Raw genomic sequence first — 23,723 nt, forward strand, 5'->3', positions numbered from 1 at the left:
AGCCCCCCGGATATCTGGATTCTAGCGAGGGAGGTTACCCGTGTGGCATGAATCTTCCGACGCCGCCGATCCGGCTGCGCCGTTCGCTCCGCGGCTGGTCGGCGAATGGCTGGCCGACCGGCCCGAGCAGCGGCATCGGCGGATGCCGGGGACGATGGTGTTCGCCGACATCTCGGGGTTCACGCGCTTGACCGAGCGCCTGGCCAGGCGCGGACGGGTCGGCGCCGAACTGCTCAGCGACACTCTCGACCTGACCTTCGCGACGGTGCTCGCCCCGGCCTTCGCCGGCGGCGCCGACCTGCTCAAGTGGGGCGGCGACGCCGTGCTGCTGTTCGTGCGCGGTGACGGCCACGAGGCGCGCGCGGCCGGCATCGCGCACGGCATGCGCGCGACCCTGCGCACGCTGGTGCGGGAGCGGATGCTGCCCGTGCACGCGCCGCTGCGGATGTCCATCGGCATCCACTCCGGCGAGTTCGACCTGCTGTTCGTCGGCGACCCGGTCAGCCATCGCGAGCTGATCGTCGGCGGCGCCGGCATCACCCGGCTCGTCGCCGTCGAGCAGGCGTGCACGGCCGGCAGCATCCTGCTCAGCGCCGAGACCGCCGCCGCGCTGCCCGCGCACGCGCTCGGGGCGGAGCACCCGATCGACGCGGAGCGGAACGGGCGCCTGCTGCGCTCTCTGCCTCCGGCGGCTCCGGCGCCCGTCCCGGCGGCATCCGGTGCGGCGCCCACGGTCGAGCACACGATCCCGCCCGGCATCCGCGCGCACATCGAGTCCGGCCCCGGCGAGCCCGAGCACCGGCCGGTGGCGATCGGGTTCGTGCAGTTCTCCGGCGCGGACGCCCTGCTCGGCGAACCGGAGGACGCGGCCGACGCCGTGTCGGCGCTGGTCGCCGAGGTGCAGCGCGCCTGCCTGCGCAACGGGGTGACGTTCTTCGAGTCGGACATCGCGGCCGACGGCGGCAAGATCATGCTCATCGCCGGGGCTCCGCGCAGCGGCGGCCGCGAGGCGCATCGGATGCTGACCGCCGCCCGTGAGATCGCCGACCATGCCGGCCGGCTGCAGGTGCGCGTCGGCGTCTCCGTCGGGCACGTGTTCGCCGGCGAGCTGGGACCGGCCGAGCGGCGCGCGTACTCGGTGAAGGGCGATGCGGTGAACCTCGCCGCCCGGCTGCTGGGCCGTGCGGAGCCGGGACAGGTGGTGGCGACGGCGGATGCCGTGCGCGCGGCGCGCACGCCGGTGCAGGGCATCCCGATCGCCCCGTTCCTCGTGAAGGGCAAGCGCATCCCCGTGCACGCCCTGGTGGTGGAGCAGGTCGGCGGACGCAGCACCGGCGCGCCCGCCGAGGGGCGCTTCGTCGGACGCACGGCTGAGCTCGCGGTGCTGCAGACGGCGCTCGGATCGGCATCCGTCGCGGGCTGCGTCGTCGACGTCGTCGGCGAGCCGGGCATCGGCAAGACGCGCCTGGTCGCCGAGCTCGCCGTGCCGGACGGCTTCCGCACCGTGTCGACCGGCGTGAGCGGCTTCGAGGCCGGCGAGATCTACGCCGCGATCGGCGGACTGCTGCGCACCGCGCTCGGTCTGGGCGCGCACGACGACGATGACGAGGTCGCGGCGCGGCTCGGCGCTTTCGTGCGCGAGCACGCCCCGGCCCTGCTGCCGTGGCTGCCGCTGCTCGGAGTGCCGCTCGGACTGGAGCTGCCGGCCACCCGCGAGGTCGACGAGCTGGATCCGCGGTTCCGTCGTGGCCGGATCGAGGAGTCGACGAGCTCGCTGCTGGCCGCGGCGCTTCCGACGCCGACGCTGCTGGTCTTCGAGGACACGCATCTGATGGACGAGGCCTCGGACTCGCTGCTGCACCGGCTCGAGGCGGACGCCCACCGGCATCCGTGGTGCGTCGTGGTGACCCGCCGCGAGGTGCCCGTCGGCCATGTCCCGTCTCTGGAGCAGCCCGCCGATCGGCGCATCGCGCTCGCCGCCATGCCGCACGACCTCGCTCTCGCCCTCGTCGAGCAGGCCGCCGGTGCCGCCCGGCCCAGCAGGCATGCGCTGGAGGCCATCGTCGAACGCGGCAACGGCAACCCGCTGTTCCTCACGTCGCTCGCCGCCAGCCAGTCGGGGACGGTCGCCGGCGAGGAGCTGCCTGACTCGGTGGAGGCCGTGCTGGTCGTCGACATCGACCGGCTCGGCACGTCCGACCGCGCGCTGCTGCGCCTGGCCTCCGTGCTCGGCACCCGCTTCGATCCCGCCTTCCTCGCCCGGCTGCGGGAGGACGAGCGGGACGCGAGGGGCGGTGACGTCGCCGAGCGGCTGGCGGAGTTCGTGCGCCCGGTCGGCGACGGCGATCTGGAGTTCCGGCACGCCATGGTGCGCGACGTGGCCTACGCGGGCCTGCCGTTCCGGCTGCGCCGTCGGATGCACGAGCGCGTCGCGCTGGCGCTGGAGGAGGAGTCGGCGTCATCCGAGCTGCTCAGCCTGCACTTCCATGCGGCGGGTGCCCACGAGAAGGCCTGGACGCATTCGCTCCGCGCGGGGGAGGAGGCGCGCGGCAAGTACGCGTACGCGCAGGCCGCCGACTTCTTCGCGCGTGCTCTCGACACCGCGGGCCATCTCCCGCAGGTCCCGCGCTCCGAACGGGCCGCCGCCTCCTCGTCGCTCGGCGACTGCCTCGACATGGCCGGCGACGCGACAGGAGCGCTCGCCGCCCTGCGCCGGGCGCGGCGCGATCTCACCGGCGATGCCGTGGCCACCGCCGAGCTGCTGTACCGCGAGGCGCGCATCACCCTGCGGCTGGGCCGCTACCGCCCCGCGCTGGCGCAGCTGACCCGCGGTCTGCGGATGCTGGACGGCGCGGCCGGGCCCGAGGCCGATGCCGTGCGCGCGCAGCTCGCCACCCGGTACGGCTTCTGCCTGCACCTGCAGAGCCGGGCGACGGATGCCGTGCGCTGGGGGCGCCTCGGCGTGCAGTGGGCCGAGGCATCCGGCGACCGCACAGCGATCGCGCACGCCTGCAACGCCCTGCACCTGATGTACGGAGCATCCGCCCTCGTCGAGGACCGGCCGTACGGGCAGATCGCGCTCGGGCTCTACGAGCGGCTCGACGACCTCAGCGGGCAGGCGCTCACCCTCAACAACCTCGCGATCGACAACTACAACAGCGGGGCGTGGAACGACGCGATCGACGCCTTCGACCGGGCATCCGGCAGCTTCCACCGCCTCGGAGACGAGGCGAACGAGGCGACCGCCCTGTACAACCGCGCCGACGTGCTCGTCGCGCAGGGGCGGCACGCCGAGGCTCTGCCCGTGCTGCAGACGGCGTTGCGGCTGGCCCGACGCGTCGACGACGAGGAGCTGGTCGGGCTCGTGCTGCGCGAGCAGGCCCGTGCCGAGGCCGGCACCGGCGACCGGGACGGGGCCTGGCCGCTGTTCGACGAGGCGCGCTCGGTGCTCGCGAGCCTGGACCTCGCGACCGAGGTCGCCCTGCTGGATGCCGCGCGCGCCGAGGCCCTGACGGACGCCGGAGACGCCGCCGATGCGCTGAGGCTCATCGAGGAGACGATCCGCGCGGCCGAGGTCAAGGCCGCCGACACGCTCGCCCGGTTGCACCGCATCCGCGCCCAGGTGCTCGTCGCGCAAGGACAGGATGCCCGCGCCGCCGAGGCCGCCCGCGACGGCCTGGCCCGCACCACCGGCGGCTACGGCGGTTATGAGCCGGCCCTGCTGCGGCTGGCGCTGGCCGAGGCGACGGGCGATCAGACGCTGCAGCTCGAGTCGCGGAGGGCGCTGCGGGAGCTCGGCGTCGTGGGGTGACGTCCCTCCCCGGATCCTGAGGAGCGCAGCGTCCTTCGTCTCGTCGCTGCGCTCCTCGCTCAGGAGCCGGAAGGGCCGAACACTCAGATCGTCCCGCGCACGTCCGTCAGGAACAGCACCACCAGACGCAGGTCGCCGGCGTTCAGGCGGCTGCTGGCGACGAGGTCGGTGCAGAAGTCCTGGTCGGCGCCGATCACGCCCCTGGCGGGGCAGGGTGGTGCGGCCACCAGCGCGCCCGTGGCCGTCGTCGACCAGAGGGCGCGGTACGAGCTGACACCCGACCCGCCGCACAGGGTCTTGTCGCAGATGATGGCCATGCTCGCGGGAGCGGTGCGGGTGTACAGGTCGGCGCCGGTCGCATCGGTCAGATCGCCCAGGAACTGGGTCACCAGGGCTCCGGGTGTGCAGGCCGCCCCGGTCGGGCACAGGCCCAGCGAGAGCGCCGTGCCGCCGCTCGCCCCGCGCGGAAGCGACAGGATGCCGCACATCGGGTGGGCGGCGTTCACCACCGCGCACCCTGCGGCATCCGCCCCGGCCGTGCCGTTCAGCAGCGACGGGTCCTGCCCGCCGAGCAGGGTCAGCTTCAGGTCGACGGCGAACGGTGCTGCGGAACCGGCCAGCGGGGGCGTGGACGCGTGGCCGCGCGCCGGGCGCACCGTGGCCGTGATGGTGACGGCGGCGCTCGCCTTCGAGTACGACGTGGAGATCCGCGCGCTGGAGGCGTACGCCGGGATGATCCCGGTGGTCGTCGACAGAGCCCCGGGACCGTCGGCGGCCAGCGTCACGGCGGTGTCATACGAGTACGACGCGGCTGCTCCGTTCGCGCCGGTCAGGCTCACCTCCACCTGCACCGGGGTCCCGACCGCCGCGAGCACCTGCGGCAGTGCCCCGTCGGGGACATCGCCGAGAGAGGATGCGAGCGCCGGATCGGTGCGCACGACGACGGTCGCCGTGGTGGGGGTGACGGTCGTCCCGCCGGATGCCGCCTGCGGCACGACCAGCGCTGCCAGCACCAGGGCGGCCGCTGCGGTCAGCGAGCGAAGGGCTCGCAGATGACGGTGCGACATGATCAGGGCTCCTGCCGTTCGACTGGTTCCCCTCAGCCTGATCGGATGCGCTGCGGAAAAGATCCGTGACGTCACTGAGGTTTCCGCCGTGGCGTCCCGAGACGCTGGAAGCATGATGCTGCAGTCCGCGCCGAAGCACCCTGCCTCCGGCCCGGCCGTCCACGGGCACGTGGTGGTCAGGCGAGGACGGGTGCCGGAGCGGACGGTGCTGCTGGTGGCGTCCTTCGGGGCGCTGTTGGCGTTCCTGGACGCGACCATCGTGAACATCGCGTTCCCCAGCATCCGCGAGTCCTTCCCCGATGACTCCATCGGCGACATCTCGTGGGTGCTGAACGCGTACAACATCGTGTTCGCCGCATTCATGATCGTCTTCGGCAGGCTGTGCGACCTCCTGGGGCGTCGTCGCGTCTACCTGCTGGGGGTGGCCCTCTTCACGCTCTCCTCGCTGGCGTGCGCACTCGCGCCGTCGGTGGGAGTGCTGGTGGGGGCGAGAGTGTCGCAGGCGCTGGGAGCCGCGATGCTCGTGCCCGCCTCGCTGGCCGTCGTCATCGAAGGGTTCCCCGCGGCGCGGCGGGCACGCGCCGTCGGCCTGTGGTCGGCGGCTGCGGCCGTCGCATCCGGTCTCGGCCCGCCGATCGGCGGTGCCCTGGTCGAGGCGGGCGGCTGGCAGTGGGCGTTCTGGGTGAACCTTCCGCTGGGAGCGGTGGCCTGGTGGCTGGGGCGCAGGCAACTGGTCAACAGCCGGGCGCCGGGGAAGCGGCGGATGCCCGACCTGCGGGGTGCGATCCTGCTGGCCGGGGCGCTCGGGCTGATCAACGCGGCCATCATCAAGGCATCCGACTGGGGAGTCGCGAGCCTGATGCTGTGGCTGGTGGTCGGGGGAGCCGTGGTGCTGTTCGGCGGGTTCATCGCCAGTTCGATGCGGCACCGGTCGCCGGTGCTGGATCTGGCGATGATGAGGAACCGGCCGTTCCTGGTCGCCAACGTCGCCACCCTCGTCGCCGGCGTGGGGTTCTTCGCGTACATGCTGGGGAACGTGCTGTGGCTGCAGTACGTGTGGCAGTACACGATCCTCGAGGCGGGGCTCGCGCTGGTGCCGGGGGCGCTGGTCGCGGCCGTCGTGGCGGGGCTGTTGGAACCGGTCGCCGCGCGAGTGGGGTACCGCTGGATCATCGCGGGCGGGTTCGTCGTCTGGGCGCTGGGGTACGTCTGGTACGTGAACGCGGTCGGGACCACGCCCGACTTCATGGGGCAGTGGCTGCCGGGACAGGTCATCAGCGGCATCGGCGTCGGGGCGACGTTGCCGCTGCTGGCCGCCTCCACCCTGGCGACGCAGCCGGACGGCAAGTACGCCACCGCGTCGGCGGTCATCTCCAGCGCCCGCCAGATCGGCGGCACGATCGGCGTGGCGCTGCTGGTCGTCATCCTCGGCACGCCCACGGCGGCCACTGTCGTGCAGGATCTGCGCAACGGCTGGACGATGAGCATCGTCGCGTTCGCGGCAGGCGCCGTGATCGCGCTCTTCCTGGGGCGGATCGATCACGGGCACGTGGTCACTGCGGGGGAGGATGCCGAGGAGACGCCCGCTCCGCTGCGGACGCCGAAGGCCGACCGCTCGGTGGTCCTGAGGCATGCCGTGCCCTCGCCCGAGGAGTCGCTGTTCGGGCGCCTGCCCGCCGCAGCGCGGGAGCGGCTGCGCCTGGAGGCACCGCACCGCACCGTTCCCGCCGGGGAGTGGCTGCTGCGCGCGGGGGAGGACGCCGACTCCATGTTCGTGGTGGTCGCCGGACGCGCCGAGGTGGTGATCGGCGAACAGGTCGTCCGTGAACTCGGCCCGGGCGCGGTGGTCGGCGAGCTCGCGCTGTTCAGGGACGGTCGTCGCTCGGCATCCATCCGAGCGCGACGCGACCTGCAGGTGCTGGAGGTGTCCAGGGCGCTCCTGCAGCGCACCATCGGCAGCGACCCGGAGGCCCTGTCCGCGCTGGTCACGGCCCTCGCCGGGCAGCTCGCCGAGGCGAGCCCGCCGACCACGCAGGCCGCGTCGCGGCCGCGCCTGCTCGCCGTCGTCGGAGTCGGCGCCGGCGCCCCGACGGGCCCGCTCGCCGCGATGCTGCTGCGCGGGCTCTCCGCCCACCTGCGCATCGCGCAGTTGACCGGTCCGCACACCGCGGAGCAGATCGATCGCGCCGAGGCTGACAACGAGATGGTCATGCTCGTCGCGGATGCCTCCGAGCCCGTCTGGGCCGCGCGATGCGCGCGCGAGGCGGATGCCGTGGTGCTCGTCGCCCGCGCCGATGAGACGCCGCCGGCCGATCTGGCGCCGGTCACGGTGCGGCCCGAACTCGTGCTGGTGGGAGCGGCGACGCGGGCGGGAAGGCAGGCCTGGCTGGATGCCCTGGACCCGTGGCGGTTCAGCGAGATCACCATGAACGACGCCGGCTCACCGGGGAGGCCTGCCGAGGGCATCCGCGGTCTGCTCGACCGCCTCGCCGGGCGCTCGGTCGGTCTCGTGCTGGGCGGCGGCGGCGCACGTGCCCTCACGCACGTCGGCGTGCTGCTGGAACTGGAGCGGGCGGGCGTCCGCATCGACCGCATCGCCGGCGCGAGCATGGGATCGGTCATCGCCGGATGCTACGCGGAGGGCTGGTCGGCCGCCGAGGTCGGCGATGTCGCCTACCGGGAGTTCGTCCGGGAGGACATGCTCGGCGACTACGGGGTACCCCGCACGTCACTCGCGCGCGGGCGGCGGGTGCAGCGCGCGGTGAACCGCTGTTACGGCGACCTGCGCATCGAGGAGCTGCCGCGCGGCTTCCGCTGCGTCAGCACCGACCTGCTCACGCGCGCCCCGGTCGTGCACCGCCGGGGCAGCCTCGGGGAGGCGGTCAAGGCCTCAGGGCGTCTGCCCGTGCTGTTCACTCCGATCCCCAGCGAGGGCCGGCTGCTCGTGGACGGCGGGGTGCTGGACAACCTGCCCGTCGACACGCTCGTCGAGCGCGACGAGGGTCCGGTGATCGCGGTGAACATCTCGATGGGCGGGGGAGCCCCCAAGCGCCCGCCCGGGGAGGCGCCGCGGCCGGTCCGCATCCCGGCGCTGGGCGAGACCATGCTGCGCACGCTCATGATCGGCGGCGGGGGAGCCCCGGAGGCGCAGAGCCTCGGGGCCTGGGTGATCACCCCGCACTCGATGGGCGTCGGACTGCTCGAGTTCCACCAGTTCGACCGCATGGTCGATGCCGGCCGCGCCGCCGCTCGCGACCTGCTGGATCAGGCGGGGGACGAGCTGTTCGGCTGAACCGGCGCGCGGCGTCTCACGGGTTCTTCCCCGCGAGGAGCCGCTCACCCCAGTGCCCGAGCAGCTGCCCCGCGGGGGACGACGGCGTTCCCCCGAACGCCGTGTCTGCGCCGGTCCGCTGAGGGGGTGCGCCCGACGTATGCTGAGCCTACGAGGTGGCTTTTCACACACTGTCGGGGGACTGTGATGACGGCTGAAGGTCAGCGGACCGAGTTCGCGACGGCACTGCGCGACGCGATCGCAGCCAGCGGACAGTCGCTGACCCAGCTGCATCTGCGGCTGCGGGATCGCGGCAATCCGGTCTCCATCGCCACCCTCAGCTACTGGCGTTCGGGCGAACGGCATCCCGAGGGAGCATCCTCGCTGAGCGCCGTGGACGACCTGGAGCAGATCCTCGGGCAGCGGCCCGGCGCGCTCGCCGCCCTCGTGTCGCGGACCGTCCGGCTCGGGGGCCTGCCCGCGCCGCGCGTGCCCTTCGACGACGAGACCGAGCGACGCGAGACCGAGGAGACGTTCGCGGCTCTGGGCGCCGCACCCCAGACCGCGATCCGTGACATCTCGACCCATATGAGCGTGATGGTCGGCGACGACGGCGCCATCGATCGCACGACCTATCGGTGCCTGGTGCAGGTGACCAGCGGCACCGTGTCGGAGCTGCCGCTGATCGACGTGGACGAGGAGCAGACGGATGCGTTCCTACTCATCACCGACGTGGTGGGAGGAACGCTCGACCGGGAGTACCGCCATCCCGCGGGCCGGCTCTCGGGGATCGTGATCGCCTTCGACGAGCCGGTGGCCGCGGGCGAGACGACCCTGTTCGAGTTCACCGAGGTCTACCCGCCCGGATACCCGCGCCGGCGGAGCGCCTGGCACGCCACGGCGAGGCCCTCCAAGGAGACCCTGATCTCGGTGCGGTTCCCCGCGGAGCGCGAACCCGACTGGTGCGAGGAGTACGTCGAGTCCGAGGACGGCGAGGAGTGGACCGCGCCGGCGACGATGAGCGGACGAGTGGCGCACACGGTCAGGCACGGCTTCGGGCCCGGGGTGCTGGGGCTGCGATGGGGGTACCTCGACTGAGACATGCGCGCCGCTTGACGGCGCCTCGTGCGGGGCGTGTGATGGTCGTGCACGATTCGAAGGGGTCACCATGTCCGCAGATCTCGCCTCCGCCCTGCTCGCCCTGCATCAGGGGCCCGGCTTCGTGATCCCGAACGCCTGGGACGCGGGATCCGCACGCATCCTCGCGCAGGCCGGGTTCCCGGCCATCGCGACCACCAGCGCCGGCATCGCGTGGTCGTACGGGCTGCCCGACGGCGGTGCCACCGGAGCCGAGCGGATGCTGCAGCGCATCGCCGAGATCGTCGACGCGGTCGACGTGCCCGTCACCGCCGACCTCGAGGACGGCTACGGCTCGACCCCGGAGGAGGTGGCGGTCACGATCGGCCGAACCATCGAGGTCGGCGCGGTCGGCGCGAACATCGAGGATGCCGCAGAGGGACGCCTGTTCGATGCGGGCCTGGCGGCCGAGAAGATCGCCGCCGCGCGTGAGGCGGCCCCGCGCGGCACCTTCGTGATCAACGCCCGCACCGACGCCTACTTCGCGCCGGGCTCGCACGTCGAGGACCGGTTCGCCGAGACCGTCGCCCGCGCGCAGCGCTACATCGATGCCGGCGCCGACTGCGTCTTCGTCCCCGGCGTCGACGATGCCGACAGCATCCGCCGACTGGCATCCGAGATCCCCGCACCGCTGAACATCGTCGCCGGGCTCGCGCCGACGCTCATCGACGCGCCCGAGCTGTTCTCGCTCGGCGTGAAGAGGGTGAGCATCGGCGGCGGGCTCGCCCGCGCGGCGCTCGCGTTCGTCGAGCGCGCCGGGCGCGAGCTGCGCGAGACGGGCACGCTGGGCTTCCTCGACGGATCCCTGCGCTATGCCGAGGTGCAGGAGCGGTTCCGGCGCTGAGTCTCAGCCGGTGGACGCGCGCACGACCAGGCTCGGCGCGATCTCGGTGCGCTGCTCGGGAACCGGCTCCCCGGCGATGGTCTGCAGCAGCATCTCGACCGCGGTCGCACCCATCTGCTCGTACGGCTGCCGCACGGTCGTGAGCTGAGGGTCCACGAGCAGTGCGGCGCGCTCGTCGTCGAAGCCTGCGACGGCGACGTCGGCGGGCACCGCCCGGCCGGAGGCTCGCAGGGATCGCAGCACGGGGGCGGCCATGAGGTCGGCTGCGCAGAAGATCGCGTCGACCGGCGGCCCTTCGCTGAGGAGCGCATCGATCTGCGGAAAGGTCGCGACCGTCTCGTCGAAGGGATCGGCGACGTCGATGATCAGGCGCTCGTCGATCGGGATGCCCGCGGACTCGAGCGCGTCGCGGTAGCCCAGTGCGCGCTCCTCGAGGAAGAGCCCGTCGCCCCACTCCGGGCTCGGGCCGCCCAGGAACCCGTGGGCCAGTGCGATCGAACGTCGCCCCTTCGCGATGAGGTGCTCCACGACCAGGCGAGCACCCTCGCGATTCGCGGTGGAGACGGTCGGGAACCGCGTGGCACGGCTGGTGTCGTCGATCGCGACAGCGGGCAGGCCGATGCGGTCGCACGCCGCACGCACGGCATCCTGATCCGGGACGCTGACAACGATCACGCCCTCGGTGGGGATGTTGGCGAGCCCGTCGACGGTGGCGGTGAGTCCGCCCTCGGCGTCGACGGGGTGCACGAGCAGCTGGTACCCGCGTGCTGTCGCGGTGGCGTGCGCGGCGCGCATCACCGGCTCCCACCACCCCCATCCCGCGTCGGGCACGATCGCGCTGATGGCGTGGAAGCCGCCGGTCCGCAGGGCGCGCGCCGCCACGGACGGACGGTACCCGAGTCGGGCCGCGATCTCGCGCACGCGCTCACGGGTGGACTGGCTCACGTCCGGGTGCTCTCCGAGCGCCCGTGAGACGGTGGCGATGCCGACTCCCGCGGCCTGGGAGACATCGGCCAGGGTGACCCGTCGCGACATGTCGGCTCCTTCGGCTCTTGACACGGAATCGTCCTCCGACATATCTTATGGTGACGATTCCGGAAACGTTACCGGTAACGTCATCAATACCCGATCATCGCTCAACGACGAGGACCTCATGTCATCTCCCCAGACCGCCGCCGGCACGGCACCCGCTCCCAAGCCGGTCGGCGCTCCCTTCATCGGGCTGTACGCCCTGGCCATGTTCGGCATCTGGATGTCGATCATGCTGCCCGCCTCGGTGACTCTCGCCCTGCGCATCTCGCAGATCGACCCCGAGGGCAAGAACGTCAGCTACTCGATCGCCGCCGGCGTCGGCACGCTCGTGGCGCTCATCGCCAACCCGTTGTTCGGACGGCTGAGCGATCGCACGCGCAGCCGCTTCGGGCGTCGCCGCCCGTGGATCGTGGTCGGTCTCGCCGGCACGATCGTCGGCGCGATCATCATCGGCCTGAGCGGCTCGTTCCCGATGCTGCTGCTGGGGTGGATCATCATGCAGGCGTTCGTGAACGCGGCGATCGCCGCGACGCTCGCGATCGTCCCCGACCGCGTGCCGGTGAAGCAGCAGGGCCTGGTCGGCGCGCTCTCCGGCACCGCCTCCTCGGCCGCGGTCCTGGTCGGCGTCTTCTTCGTGCAGTGGTTCCCCACCAACGTGCTCGCCCAGTTCGGGCTGCCCGTGCTCGTCGCCGTGCTGTTCGCGGGGCTCCTGGTCGCCATGTTCCGCGATGACCAGCCCGCTCCGGCGGACATCGAGCCCTTCGACTTCAAGGAGTTCTTCGGCAGCTTCTACATCAACCCCCGCACCTCGCCCGACTTCGCGAAGTTCCTCGTCGCGCTGTTCCTGGTGGCCTGCGGTATGGGCGTGATCTCCACCTACACCGTGTACCTGCTGCAGGACCGCGTCTCCCCGCCTGACGCCGAGCTGCCCGGGCTGATCACCCTCGCCTACGTCATCCCCGGCGTCGTCGCGGTGCTCAGCGCCCCGGTCGCCGGCTGGCTGAACGACCGCACGGGCCGCCGCAAGGCCGTGCTCGGCGCCGCCGCCGTGTTCATCGCCGCCGGCATCCTGGTGCTCGCGTTCGCCACCACGGTTCCGATGTTCATGATCGGACTCGTCCTCGTCGCCGGGCTCGGGACGGGCATCGCCTACGGCAGCTACATCGGGTTCGCCGTGGCCACCATGAACGACCCCGCCACGGCGGCCCGCGATCTGGGTGTCGTGAACATCGCCCTCTCGCTGCCGTACTCCGTCATGCCGTTCATCGCACCGCTGCTGCTGGGCATCGGCGGAGGCGGATCGAACTACCCCGCGCTGCTGATCGTCAGCGCCGTGCTCACGCTGCTCGCGTTCGTGCCGATGCTCATGGTGCGCTCCACGCGCTGACCGGCGCACGGCATCCGATCGACGACCCGAAGGACTGACATGAACGACTACCGCGATCCCGCTCTGCCCATCGAGCGCCGCGTCGACGACCTGCTCGGACGGATGACCGTGGCCGAGAAGGCGGCGATGATGTTCCACCCCTCGACGGCGCCGGCCGGCGACGGCCTGAGCCAGGCGGATGCCGTCGCCGCGGCGGAGCGGTATGCGGGAGAGGTCGGCATCAGCCACTTCAACGTCCTCGGTGGCGAGGACAGCGTGGCCGTGGCCGAGTGGCACAACACCCTGCAGGAGATCGCCGAGGGCACCCGCCTCGGCATCCCGGTCACGCTGTCGACCGATCCCCGGCACGGCTTCCGCAGCAACCTGTTCACCGGGCAGGCCATGGACAGCCTGTCGCGCTGGCCCGACTACCCGGGTGTCGCGGCGATCGGCGAGACGGACGCCGCGCGCGTCTTCGGCGACACCATGCGCCAGGAGCTGCTGGCGATGGGCGTGCGGGTGCTGCTCGGTCCGATGGCCGACATCTTCAGCGAGCCGCGGTGGTCGCGCGGTTCGGGCACCTTCGGCGAGGACCCCGAACGCGTCGCCGAGCTCACGGTCGCCTTCATCGAGGCGCTGCGGGGCGGCGGCGCGCTGGGACCGCACTCGGTGGCGGCGGTCGTGAAGCACTTTCCCGGAGGCGGACCCCAGCTGCGCGGAGACGACGCGCACGACCCGCGCTACCCCGAGCAGGTGTACCCCGGCGGACAGCAGGAGCTGCATCTGAAGCCGTTCGAGCGAGCGTTCGCCGCGGGCGCGAGCCAGGTGATGACCTACTACGGCAAGCCCGTGGGGACCGAATGGCCCGAGGTGGGCTTCGCGTTCAACGAGCCCGTCGTCCGCGACATCCTGCGCCGGCGCCTCGGCTTCGACGGCATCGTCGTGACCGACTGGAACCTGCTGGAGTCCGAGGACATGGCGGGCATGGAGTTCGGCCCGAACGGCTGGGGGCTCGAGCATCTCACCCCGCTGGAGCGCGCCGCGATCGCGCTCGACGTGGGGGTCGACCAGTTCGGCGGCGACCGCAACGCGGCTCTGATCGAGGAGCTCGTCGACTCCGGGCGCATCACCGAGTCCCGCATCGACGAGTCGATCCGCCGGCTGCTGCGCGAGAAGTTCCGCCTGGGCGTCTTCGAGAACCGACGGGTCGACACCGCGGCCACCGCGGAGATCTGCGGTTCTCCGGCGTTCACGGCGGCCGGGGTGGAGGCGCAGCGCAAGTCGCTCGTGCTGCTCGCCGATCGCGGCGACCGCATCGCCGACGGCGCGCGGGTGCTGCTCGACGGCGTCGACGCCCGGGCCGCGTCCGATGCGGGACTCGTCCCTGTCGACGACCTCGCCGAAGCGGATGCCGTGGTCGTGCGCCTGGATGCCCCCTTCGAGCCCGGGAAGGGATCGCTCGGCGACTTCTTCCGCGGCGGCAGCCTGGAGTTCGATGCGGCCACGGTCGCCAAGATCGCCCGGTACTCGGCCTCGGCGCCGGTCTACCTCTCGGTGTACCTCGAGCGACCGGCCGTGCTCACGCCGATGACCGACAGCTCGACGATGCTCATCGGCGACTTCGGCGCCGCCGACGCCGTCGTGCTGGACGCCTTCCGCGGCGTCGCGCCGCTCACCGGCATCCTGCCCTTCGACATCCCCTCGTCGATGGCCGCGGTGGAGGCGTCCCGAGAGGACGTGCCGTTCGACACGGCAGATCCGCTGTTCCTGCACGGGACCGGCCTGAGGGCGGCGCCGCGCGCCTGACGCCGGGGCCGCTCCGATCGGAAGCCGCATCCTCGCCTCCCGCACGGAAGGCGAGGATGCGGCGCCGTCGAGCGGCATCCGTCTGCGCAGAGCGAGCCGCTCGCGCTGTGCCATCCTGATCGGATGAACCTCGCCCGCCTGTTCGCGCGCACCGAGGCGGCATGGAACGTCGCCTTCGTGGCGCATCTCGCGGCCGGCTTCGTGCTCGCCACAGCCGTGCTCGTTCCGTTCACCCATCCGCTGGTCGCACTGGTCGGCGGACTGTGCGGCGCCCTGGTGATGGGCCTGTGCGGGCGCGTGCCGGGCCCGCTCGTCGGGGCGGTCGTCCTGCCCGGGATGCTGGTGGCGCTCGTCTGCGCGAGCCTGGGCATCCTGGTCGCGCCGCTGCCGCTGCTGGCCGCCCTGGTCATCGCGCTGATCGTGATCGCCTCGTCGCTGGCCGCGGGCGCATCGCCGCTCGGCGCGGGGCTCGGTCTCATCGCCACGTTCGCCTTCGCCTTCTCCACCTCGGTGCGGGTGCTGGGCGGCGATCCGACCGGCGAGGTCGCGCAGCAGCTGCTGGTCGTGGTCGTCGGATGCGCGATCGGCGCGGTTGCGGGTGTGGTCGTCGGCTTGGTCCGTGCGCGCGGTCGGTTCGTGCGACCGCCGAAGCCGGAGGTGTCCCTCGGACAGGGTGTGATGCGCTCGATCCGTGAGCGCGACGAGCACCTGCACGACGGCATCCGCCGTGCGCTGCCCATCGCTCTGGCCATGCTGATGTTCGCCGCGCTCGGCGGGCGCGACGCCTACTGGGCGTTCCTCGCGGCGCTCACGATCCTGATGCCGACCGGCAAGCCACCGATGCGCGTGATGCTCACCCGCGTCACGGGCACGGTCGTCGGCGTGATCGTGGTCAGCATCCTGTCGCTGTTCCTGCCCACGCTCGTGCTGGCCGTGATCGCGGTCTGCGCACTCCTGGTCGGGCTCGCCGGTCAGGAGCGGTACCCCGTGGTGGGCGCGGCGCTGGGCGCCTTCGGCGCCATCATGCTCATCGGACTGCCCAGCGGCGCCGTCGCGACGTGGGCCGTGCACCGGATGCTGGACACGCTGATCGGGTCGGCTCTCGCGCTGGTCGCGTGGCTCGTGCTCTGGCCGCGCGATCGCGCGACGGAGCCCGCCGAGTGACGCTCGTGGAGGTGGAGGCCGAGGTCCGTCCCCGGCCCTGGCGTCCGTGGCGCAGTCCGTGGGCCTGGGGTGCCCTGCTGCTGCTCATCGCGCTGCCCTGGTACCTCTCCGGGGTCGGCCTCGACCTGCTGCCGTACCTGCTCACGCTCGTCGGCGGCTGGACCTTCGGGTTCTCCTTCGTGAACCTCACCCTGCGGATGCCGCAGCGCCGCGGGCTCGTGCTGCACGTGGTGGTCGCCGTGCTGGCCGCCGTCGTCGTGGCCACGGTGATCTTCGGTCACGTCATCCCGCCGGCGGGCCTCCCGGACTGGTCCCGGGCGCTGCTCGTGCTGCTGCAGATGGCGGCGATCCCGGCGGTCGGCTGGATCTGGCTCGCCCTGATCGGTCGTGTCACGAGCGCCGTGCAGCGACCGCGGGTGGAGAAGACCGTGCCGGGTTTCGGGCGCGAGAAGGACGGCTCGATCGTGCGCTTCCCCGCCGTGCGCATGCCCATCCGAGACCTGCGGATCGCCGTGGTCGTCCTGGTCGTCGTGCTCGGAGGGAGCGCCGTCGCCCTGCTGATCGCGTTCGACGCGTTCGTGCTGGGGCCGAAGATGACGGTCATCCTGCTCGGCACGGTGATCGGGCTCCCCGCCTACTACGGACTGATGGCCTACTACCATCGGCGCACGATCGAGGCGTCTGTGTGGTTCGCGCCGGGCAGGATGCGGATCGTCGCGGACGCCGAGCGGTTCGAGGTGGACTTCGCCGACATCCGGATGCTGCGCTGGCGCACCGACAGCGAGGAGGCGCGCGTGGAGGTGCGCACGGATGCCGTGGACGTCTCGCTCATCGCGGGTCTCGCCCGCGTGCCGAAGGGCGCCGCGGCGGCGCTGCCCGGCTTGCCGCGGCATGTGCGGCGCTCGCTGGAACTGGCCGGTCTGTCGGCTGAGACGGGGCGCGCGAAGGGGATGACGACCTGGACGCCGCGCGAGCCCTAGCACCGGACAGGAAGCACGCCGGGCCCGCGTAAGCTCGAGCCTCATGGCGACAGGCTCCACGATCCACACGTTCGATGTTCAGCTGGCGGACGTGGACCGCGGTGTCTACGACGATTTCACGCTGCGCGTGGCGCGGCATCCGTCCGAGACCGACGCCTATATGCTCACCCGGCTGCTGGCCTACTGCCTGGAGTACGAGGAGGGCATCGCGTTCACCGAGGGGGTCGCCGCGACCGACGAGCCCGCCGTGCTGGTGCGCGATCTCACCGGACGCGTGACCGCGTGGATCGAGGTGGGTGCGCCCGACGCCACCCGACTGCATTTCGGCAGCAAGCTGGCAGATCGCACCACGGTGTACACCTACCGCGACCCCGCCAAGGTCATCGCGAACTGGGCGGGCAACACGATCCACGAGGCGGATGCCATCGTGCTGCACAGCTTCGATCCGGGCTTCCTCGACGATGCGGCGGCGGCGCTGGCGCGCCGCAACACGATGACCGTTTCGGTCACCGAGCGGCAGCTGTACGTGGAGCTCAACGGCACGCACCTCAGCACGACCGTGCACGACCACGGCATCCGCTGACCCCAGGTCGGTGCGAGCGCGGGTTCCGCCGGGCAGGCGGCCGGAGCAGACTGGTCGCATGTCCACCCTCACCGCCGTCCACGGCGACATCACCACCCAGCGGGTCGACGCGATCGTCAATGCGGCGAACAATGCGATGCGCGGCGGCGGTGGTGTCGACGGCGCCATCCACCGCGCCGGGGGACCGGCGATCCTGCAGGACTGCATCGCCCGGTTCCCGCGGGGCCTCGCGACCGGCGACGCCGGCTGGACGACCGGCGGCGATCTGCCCGCGCGATGGGTGGTGCACACGGTCGGCCCGAACTGGAACGCGGGGCAGCGCGACCGCGAGCTGCTGGTCTCCTGCTACCGCCGCGCGCTGCAGGTCGCCGACGAGCTGGGGGCGCGCAGCATCGCGTTCCCGCTGATCAGCGCCGGCGTGTACGGCTGGCCGCGGGAGGACGCGATCCAGGTCGCGGTGGACACGATCCTCGCGGCCGAGGTGCAGCTGGAGGATGCCCGGATCGTCGCGTTCGACGAGTCGGCCTTCCGCGCGGTGCAGGCCTCGATCCGCTCCGGGGCCTGAGCCGGTCAGGAGGCGGCGGGCTCCTCGACCGGGGTGCGGCGGATGCCGATCCACGACACCACGCCGCCCAGCGCGAACAGGCCGGCCGTGACCAGCGCGGCGCTGTGGAAGCCGTTCAGATCGAGCGCGCCGCCGACGATCGTGGACAGCAGTGCCACCACCAGCAGCCCGGCGACGCGGGAGACGGCGTTGTTCACGGCCGAGGCGATGCCGCTGCGGTTCTCGTCGATCGCCCCGAGGATGGCCGAGGTGAGGGGTGCCACGGTCAGCGAGAGCCCGACGCCCAGCACGAGCATCGACGGAAGCACCTGCCACCAGTAGTCGAACTCGGCGCCGACGGTGAGGAGCAGCGCGGCACCGACCGCCATCAGCAGAGGACCGACGGTCATGAACAGACGCGGTCCGAGCCTGCCGGCCCAGGCGCCCGCGCGAGAGCTCAGCAGGATCATCAGGATCGTGATCGGCAGGCTCGCGAGTCCCGCGGCCGTCGCACTCAGGCCCGGCCCCTGCTGCAGGTAGACGCCGATCACGAAGCCGTTCAGCGAGAGGGCGGCGTAGATGAACAGGGTGGCCAGGTTGCCCCAGGCGAAGTTGCGCACGTTGAACAGCGAGAGGGGCATGAGCGCAGCATCCGATCCCCGCTGACGCAGCAGGAAGACGACCAGCAGCAGGATGCCGAGCGCACCGGGGATCCAGATCGCGGCGGCTGACCAGCCCATCCGCTCCTGCTCGATCAGCGCGAACACGAGCCCGCCCAGGCCGATCGCGCAGAGCACGCCGCTCCACCAGTCCACCTTCGTGGTGCGCTGATGCGCGGGCAGGTGAAGCCGGCCGAGCAGGATCAGGTTCACCGCGATCGGCAGCACGTTGATCAGGAACACGAACCGCCACGACAGCAGATCCACGAACATGCCGCCCATCACGGGTCCGACCAGCTGCGCGCCGGTCGTGAACGCCGTCCACACACCGATCGCACGGGACTGCACCTCACCGCGCATCGTTGCCGTGATGAGGGCGAGCGAGCTCGGCACCAGCAGAGCCCCGGCCGCGCCCTGCGCGGCGCGCGCGATGATCAGGATCAGAGGATCGGGTGCGGCGGCGACGGCGATGGATGCCACGCCGAAGGCGATCAGCCCGATCCGCATCACGAGCACCCGGCCGTAGGCATCCGAGACCGATCCGGCCAGCAGGATCAGCGAGCTGAGCGTGATCAGGTACGCGTCCACCACCCACTGCTGCGTGGCGATGCCGCCGCCGAGCTCCCGGCTGATCGCCGGCAGAGCGACGTTCACCACGGTGCCGTCGAGGAAGGTCACGAACGAGGCGAGGATCGCGACCGAGACGACCAGTCGCTGCAGCGGGGTGAACGTCGGCACGGACCCGACCCTACATCCGGTGAGGGACGTCGGGGGCGGGAGAGCGGAATCGGCCATCGACGGAGCGATCCGGCAGGCGTAATCTGACCATCAGGCGGGTCCACCTGCCCGCCCGAAACCGGCGAGAGCCGACGACGAGGAGCGGTGCGCGATGGACTCGATGATGATGGACATGATGTCCAAGGACATGCAGATGCCCGGCATGGAGATGATGGACATGGCCGCCATGCAGGCCTGCATGGATGCGTGTTCGGCCTGCGAGCAGGCCTGTACGGTCTGTTCGATGCAGATGATGGACTGCGGTCCCGCCTGCATGAACTGCGCCGACATGTGCAACACGATGATGCGCGGCATGATGCGGATGCAGGGCATGACCCCGGCCGTGATGATGTCGATGCTCGACGCCTGCATGGCGATGTGCCAGTACGCCATGGACAAGTGCATGGAGCACGCCGACATGAGCGAGGTCTGCAAGATGTGCGCTCAGGCGTGCAAGGCCTGCATGGACGCGTGCGAGGCCATGCGCGAGTCGATGATGAAGATGGCGTCCTGACGCCGCCTCACTTCGAGGGACTCAGCGCGCGGCGTCCTCAGCGCGCGACGTTGTACTTCGTCGCGCCGACCGCGAGCACGGCGTAGTCGCGGTGGAGCGCCACGGGAGTGCCAGCGGATGCCTCGAGGGCGGCGCCGCCGGCGTTCCAGACGGTGACGACGTCGCCGTCGAGCGTGCGCAGCACGAGCTCGCCCGTCACAGCATCCGCGGAGTCGACCAGAGCATCCACCCAGCCGAGCGGCGTCGCCGAGGCCAGACGCGCCTGGATCAGGTGCAGGGCGTGCCCAGGGGCGAACGAGGAGCAGGCGTACCCGTGGTCGCACATGCACGCAGCACGCTCACGCACCTCGAGGGGCGAAAGGCGGGTCTGCGGGCTGGTCACGGTGATCTCCTCACGATCGGTTGATCCGAGGCTACGGCCGCTGTCCCGTCTCGTCGATCACTCGCGAAACGTGACGAAACACTTCTCCCAGGGCGCGCTCAGGGGATCGAGTACACGAGCCCGATGCACGGTCCGATGATGATCAGCCACACGGCCGCGGAGATGATGAGCACGCCGCCCGCGATACGTCGGCGCTGCGCGTGCGACCCCGCGGTCGCCATCACGATCACGGAGATGACGGCGATCGCGATGAACGGCCAGAGAATCGCGAAGACGCCGAACTGCATCATCATGCCGAGGGATGCCAAGGCGAGCACGAGCCCCAGCGCGTGGAAGCCGAGCCCGATCAGCAGGCCGGTGCCGATGCCGCGCTGGCCGGGCTCGCGGCGAGGATGATCGCTGGGCAGGGTCACGTGTGTCTCCGATCAGTAGGTGTTCAGCCCGATGCAGGGGCCGAGGAACACGATCACGAATCCGAACACGACGATGAGTCCGAACGCCGCGGCGACGCCGCAGCCGATCAGAACGCCCTTCGCGCCGCCCGACATCCTCTGCGGCTCCGGCGGCGCGTAGCCGAGCGGGTTCGCGCCCCATGCCGGGTCATAGTAGCCGGGCTGCTGATTAGGCCCGGGATAGTAGCCGGGCTGCTGATTCGGAGCGGAGAAGCCAGGGGGCGTCTGGGCCGGGTCGGGCGGGAACGGCGGAAACTGCTGCGGGGGATAGCCCGGCGCAGGCATCCCGGGCCCAGGCAGCTCCGGCGCGTCCGGCGGGGGAGGCGGCACGACCTGATTCGGATCGTATGGTGGCTGACCAGGATCGGGAGCCGGGGGCGGGGGCACCGCCGATCCGCCGTCCGGCGGTAGCGGCGGGTTCTGCGCGGGGTCTTCAGGCTGGCTGTCCATCGGGCACCGTCCTCTCCACAGCGGGCTCGGCGCGGAAGCGCCCGAGCCGCAGCATCCAGATGATCCGCGCCACCAGCAGCGGGATCGTGACTGCCAGGAACAGCTGCGGCCTGGTCAGTCCCATCCATGCGACATCATTGCCGCGCACGAACTCGATCAGGAAGCGGAAGACCGCGTACCCGGCGATGTAGATCGTGAGCGTCTCCCCGGCGGCGATCGGCTTGTGCCGAAGCCAGAACCACAGCACGGCGAAGGCGACCGCGTGGAAGGCGATCTCGTAGACGAAGCTCGGATGCAGCGGAACGCCCGCGGGCGAACCCGTGCGCGCCGCGGCATCCGCGTCCAGCACGATGCCCCAGGCCGCGCCGGTCGGTGTCCCGGGCTGCTCGGTGAGCAGGCATCCGATCCGTCCGATCGCCATCGCCAGGGCGACGGCCGGCGCGAACAGATCTCCGGTCCGGCCCGGGTACCGGCAGAGCTTCTTGGCGATGTGCACGCCCAGCCACGCGCCGACGAGCGCCGACAGCACCGAGGCGTTGCCGCGCAGCAGCTGCTCGCCCAGATTCAGGTTCTTCGACGGGTCCAGATGCTGCGCCCAGGTGCCGAGCCGCGCCATGATCGCGGCTCCCGCCATGGCTCCCAGCACCAGGTAGACGATCCGTGGATCGCGCACCCCGCGCCGGCGTTTCTCCACGAGGAACACCACGATGGCGGCCAGCATCCCCAGCGCGACGAACACGGAATGCGTGTCCAGCGGCGGCAGCCACGGAGCGATGTCGTGCAGGGTGGGGAACATCTCAGCCGCCCAGGATCCGCATCCAGAGCATCACCCAGAAGGGGATGCCGACCGCCGCCGCGACCGCGATCACCGACAGGTACGCCAGCACCAGGCGGGTGTCGCCCAGCTTGCAGCGCGACCGCAACAGCCCGCCGCGGCGGGCCTTCGCGTACCCGGCGATCGCGACCAGCGCGAAGGCGAGCACCGCCACCGGCCCCAGGATGCACGAGATCAGCGCGATCGTGGTGAACACGCACAGCCGCAGCGGATCGAACGCGGGGGCCGGGTGACCGACCGAGGCGTCGAACTGGTTCAGCCCGTGGGTAGCCATCTCGTCTCGTTCCACTTGCTCAATGACCGGGGGAGAGGACGGGCAGCCGGGTGCGCCCGCCCGTCTCGCGCACCTCGGTCGTCGATGACGCCGGCCGCCCCAGCGCCGTGGAGATGCGGGTGCGACTCAGCGGCGCCCACGCCTGCAGGGCGCAGAACGGCGCGCACTGGTGCGCGTTCGTCTGCTCGTTCACGGTCGCCACGTGCACGCAGCACTGGGTCAGGCGCTCCTCGATCATGGTGTTGATGTCCATGAACGGCTTGACCGTGATGCGCAACACGCGGTCGGCCAGCATCGCCCGCATCCGCTTGTGCTGCCCCGGCAGCTTCGATGCGGCGAGCGTCGCCAGCGTGCCGACGCCCAGGTCGCAGTTCACGCAGATGTCGCGCCAGATGTCGCCCATCGACGGATGCGACAGCGACGACTGCTCGCTGAGCAGATCCAGCAGCGAGTTCTTCACGACGTCGCGGATCGCCTTGTTCACGTTCGAGTCGGCGATGCGGTTGGCGATCAGGTCGGGGTTGAGGTCGAGGAACTCCTTGAGCCTGTCGTGCCCGATCAGCCCGACCAGCGACTTCCAGTCGCCGGAGTCGTCCTTCAGGAAGTAGCCGACCGAGCAGCAGTGCGGGTGGCTGCAGGGCAGCGCGGTCAGATCGCGCCAGGTGATCTCGTCGTCGGTCTGCGGGCCGATCCGGGCGAGCACCCCGGTGTGGGTGAGCCGCTCATCCGGGTCGATCCCCGAGTTCCGTCCCGATCCGAACACCGGCTGGATCGTCACGCCGCCCACGTACGGGGTCGCCTGCGCCCGCCGGATGACGTTGCCGATCTCGTGGTCGTTGACGCCCAGCGCCGCCGTCATGGTCAGAGTCGTGAAGACCCCGGCATCCGACAGCCGGTCCAGTGCCCGCTCCTTGAACCGGCGGATGTCCGCGCCGCGGTGGAAGGCGACGGATGCCGCCTCCTCGCCGTCGTACTGCAGATACACCTCGACGCGCTCGCGGTGCTTCTTCAGGAACTGGACGAACTCGTCGTCGTTCGCGATGCGCAGCCCGTTCGAGTTCAGCAGGATGCGCACGATGGGCCGGGCGACCAGGTGCTCGATCAGCTGCTCCAGCCAGGGGTAGAGCGTCGGCTCGCCGCCGGAGAGCATGAGCACGTCGATGCGGTCGTTCTCGCGGCTGAGCTTGGCGTCGACGGATGCCAGCACCTCGGCGAGCGGGGCGACGGCGGATGCCGCGGGGCTCGACTCCGCGAAGCAGGTGGGGCACTTCAGGTTGCAGTGGTCGGTGATGTCCTCCAGCAGGATGCAGGTGTGCTGCGTCTGCATCTGCGGCAGGCCGTCTTCGTAGGCCTGCGGCACGGGCTTGAAGTTGCCCATCGTGTCGGGCGTGTGCACCTTGGTCGGCGCCGTCCACTGCTCGAGGTATCGCAGGATGTCGGCGTTCTCGTCGTACAGCGTGGAGACGAGCCCGTGCTCGGGGCATCCGCGCTCCAGCCACACCGTGCCGTCGCGGTCGGCGAGCCAGCCCGACAGCCGGCGCACCTCGCTGAGCGGCTGGTCCGGCTCCTCCTCGTGGCAGCGCGGACAGAACGCATTCACGTACCGGTGGATGCGATAGTCGCGCAGCGGCATCCCTGCGCCCGGCTTCGTCGCCATGAAGAGCCCCCCTCTTTTGCGTCCAGATTAGCGGGAGCGCAAGCGGCGTACACTGGGCGACGTGCTGTTCGCAGAGGGCGCCTTCGTGGCGCGAGAGGTGATCGTCGGCGCGTCACGC

20 protein-coding genes are annotated in these 23,723 nt (G+C 71.5%); 11 read left to right on the forward strand and 9 right to left on the reverse strand.

All coding sequences use genetic code 11. The annotated features are described in order from the left end of the window. Nucleotides 1–40 precede the first annotated feature (40 nt). Entirely contained in the window at nt 41–3,811 is a 3,771-nt protein-coding gene (locus tag ACTJJ4_RS08680; protein WP_440942959.1) for an adenylate/guanylate cyclase domain-containing protein, read from the forward strand. A gap of 83 nt (nt 3,812–3,894) precedes the next feature. Here ACTJJ4_RS08680 and ACTJJ4_RS08685 read toward each other — a convergent pair whose 3' ends face one another. Continuing rightward, nucleotides 3,895–4,878: a hypothetical protein gene (locus ACTJJ4_RS08685; protein WP_440942960.1), complete on the reverse strand. Its 984-nt coding sequence runs from the start codon at nt 4,876–4,878 to the stop codon at nt 3,895–3,897. 112 nt (nt 4,879–4,990) lie between these two features. On the opposite strand from ACTJJ4_RS08685, the gene ACTJJ4_RS08690 reads away from it, so the two are divergent. The 3 genes from ACTJJ4_RS08690 (at nt 4,991) to ACTJJ4_RS08700 (ending at nt 10,130) form a co-directional block, all read left to right on the forward strand. Continuing rightward, a complete protein-coding gene (locus ACTJJ4_RS08690; RefSeq protein WP_440942961.1) occupies nt 4,991–8,170 on the forward strand; it encodes an MDR family MFS transporter/patatin-like phospholipase family protein in 3,180 nt (1,059 codons plus the stop codon). Nucleotides 8,171–8,356: 186 nt separating this feature from the next. Beyond that, nucleotides 8,357–9,247, forward strand: a complete 891-nt coding sequence (locus tag ACTJJ4_RS08695) for a hypothetical protein (protein WP_440942962.1) — start codon at nt 8,357–8,359, stop codon at nt 9,245–9,247. Between the two features lie 70 nt (nt 9,248–9,317). Further along, the gene (locus ACTJJ4_RS08700; protein WP_440942963.1) at nt 9,318–10,130 is read left to right on the forward strand and encodes an isocitrate lyase/PEP mutase family protein; all 813 of its coding nucleotides are present in this window, start codon (nt 9,318–9,320) and stop codon (nt 10,128–10,130) included. Between the two features lie 3 nt (nt 10,131–10,133). Here ACTJJ4_RS08700 and ACTJJ4_RS08705 read toward each other — a convergent pair whose 3' ends face one another. After that, nucleotides 10,134–11,165 (reverse strand): LacI family DNA-binding transcriptional regulator, encoded by a 1,032-nt coding sequence (locus ACTJJ4_RS08705; RefSeq protein ID WP_440942964.1) that lies wholly within the window; start codon nt 11,163–11,165, stop codon nt 10,134–10,136. 118 nt (nt 11,166–11,283) lie between these two features. Between ACTJJ4_RS08705 and ACTJJ4_RS08710 the strand changes: the two genes are divergently transcribed. From ACTJJ4_RS08710 to ACTJJ4_RS08735, 6 genes are all read left to right on the forward strand, one after another. Beyond that, complete coding sequence (locus ACTJJ4_RS08710) at nt 11,284–12,549, forward strand: MFS transporter (protein WP_440942965.1); 1,266 nt, start codon at nt 11,284–11,286, stop codon at nt 12,547–12,549. Between the two features lie 39 nt (nt 12,550–12,588). Then, the gene (locus tag ACTJJ4_RS08715) at nt 12,589–14,334 is read left to right on the forward strand and encodes a glycoside hydrolase family 3 protein (RefSeq protein ID WP_440942966.1); all 1,746 of its coding nucleotides are present in this window, start codon (nt 12,589–12,591) and stop codon (nt 14,332–14,334) included. A gap of 123 nt (nt 14,335–14,457) precedes the next feature. Beyond that, nucleotides 14,458–15,498 (forward strand): FUSC family protein, encoded by a 1,041-nt coding sequence (locus ACTJJ4_RS08720; protein ID WP_440942967.1) that lies wholly within the window; start codon nt 14,458–14,460, stop codon nt 15,496–15,498. Continuing rightward, a complete protein-coding gene (locus ACTJJ4_RS08725) occupies nt 15,495–16,478 on the forward strand; it encodes a hypothetical protein (RefSeq protein WP_440942968.1) in 984 nt (327 codons plus the stop codon). Before ACTJJ4_RS08720 ends, ACTJJ4_RS08725 begins: the two co-directional genes overlap by 4 nt. A gap of 43 nt (nt 16,479–16,521) precedes the next feature. Further along, nucleotides 16,522–17,061 carry a YaeQ family protein gene (locus ACTJJ4_RS08730; protein WP_440942969.1) on the forward strand — a complete coding sequence of 180 codons (540 nt, stop codon included), beginning with the start codon at nt 16,522–16,524 and terminating at the stop codon, nt 17,059–17,061. 58 nt (nt 17,062–17,119) lie between these two features. Then, entirely contained in the window at nt 17,120–17,626 is a 507-nt protein-coding gene (locus ACTJJ4_RS08735) for an O-acetyl-ADP-ribose deacetylase (protein ID WP_440942970.1), read from the forward strand. 5 nt (nt 17,627–17,631) lie between these two features. On the opposite strand, the gene ACTJJ4_RS08740 is transcribed toward ACTJJ4_RS08735, so the two are convergent. After that, a complete protein-coding gene (locus tag ACTJJ4_RS08740) occupies nt 17,632–19,002 on the reverse strand; it encodes an MFS transporter (protein WP_440942971.1) in 1,371 nt (456 codons plus the stop codon). A gap of 151 nt (nt 19,003–19,153) precedes the next feature. Here ACTJJ4_RS08740 and ACTJJ4_RS08745 point away from each other — a divergent pair, with 151 nt between their 5' ends. Next, nucleotides 19,154–19,555: a hypothetical protein gene (locus ACTJJ4_RS08745; RefSeq protein WP_440942972.1), complete on the forward strand. Its 402-nt coding sequence runs from the start codon at nt 19,154–19,156 to the stop codon at nt 19,553–19,555. Nucleotides 19,556–19,592: 37 nt separating this feature from the next. Here ACTJJ4_RS08745 and ACTJJ4_RS08750 read toward each other — a convergent pair whose 3' ends face one another. The 6 genes from ACTJJ4_RS08750 to ACTJJ4_RS08775 form a co-directional block, all read right to left on the reverse strand. After that, nucleotides 19,593–19,937 (reverse strand): hypothetical protein, encoded by a 345-nt coding sequence (locus tag ACTJJ4_RS08750; protein WP_292700238.1) that lies wholly within the window; start codon nt 19,935–19,937, stop codon nt 19,593–19,595. Nucleotides 19,938–20,035: 98 nt separating this feature from the next. Further along, complete coding sequence (locus tag ACTJJ4_RS08755) at nt 20,036–20,350, reverse strand: hypothetical protein (RefSeq protein WP_440942973.1); 315 nt, start codon at nt 20,348–20,350, stop codon at nt 20,036–20,038. A 12-nt stretch (nt 20,351–20,362) separates the two neighbouring features. After that, nucleotides 20,363–20,839: a hypothetical protein gene (locus ACTJJ4_RS08760; RefSeq protein WP_440943263.1), complete on the reverse strand. Its 477-nt coding sequence runs from the start codon at nt 20,837–20,839 to the stop codon at nt 20,363–20,365. After that, nucleotides 20,823–21,635 carry a prolipoprotein diacylglyceryl transferase gene (locus ACTJJ4_RS08765; protein WP_440942974.1) on the reverse strand — a complete coding sequence of 271 codons (813 nt, stop codon included), beginning with the start codon at nt 21,633–21,635 and terminating at the stop codon, nt 20,823–20,825. Before ACTJJ4_RS08765 ends, ACTJJ4_RS08760 begins: the two co-directional genes overlap by 17 nt. A gap of 1 nt (nt 21,636) precedes the next feature. Then, the gene (locus ACTJJ4_RS08770) at nt 21,637–21,948 is read right to left on the reverse strand and encodes a hypothetical protein (RefSeq protein WP_440942975.1); all 312 of its coding nucleotides are present in this window, start codon (nt 21,946–21,948) and stop codon (nt 21,637–21,639) included. A gap of 19 nt (nt 21,949–21,967) precedes the next feature. Next, complete coding sequence (locus ACTJJ4_RS08775; protein ID WP_440942976.1) at nt 21,968–23,605, reverse strand: radical SAM protein; 1,638 nt, start codon at nt 23,603–23,605, stop codon at nt 21,968–21,970. Nucleotides 23,606–23,723: the final 118 nt, after the last annotated feature.

The sequence above is a fragment of the Microbacterium sp. 22195 genome, assembly GCF_052056515.1.
GTDB lineage: Bacteria > Actinomycetota > Actinomycetes > Actinomycetales > Microbacteriaceae > Microbacterium.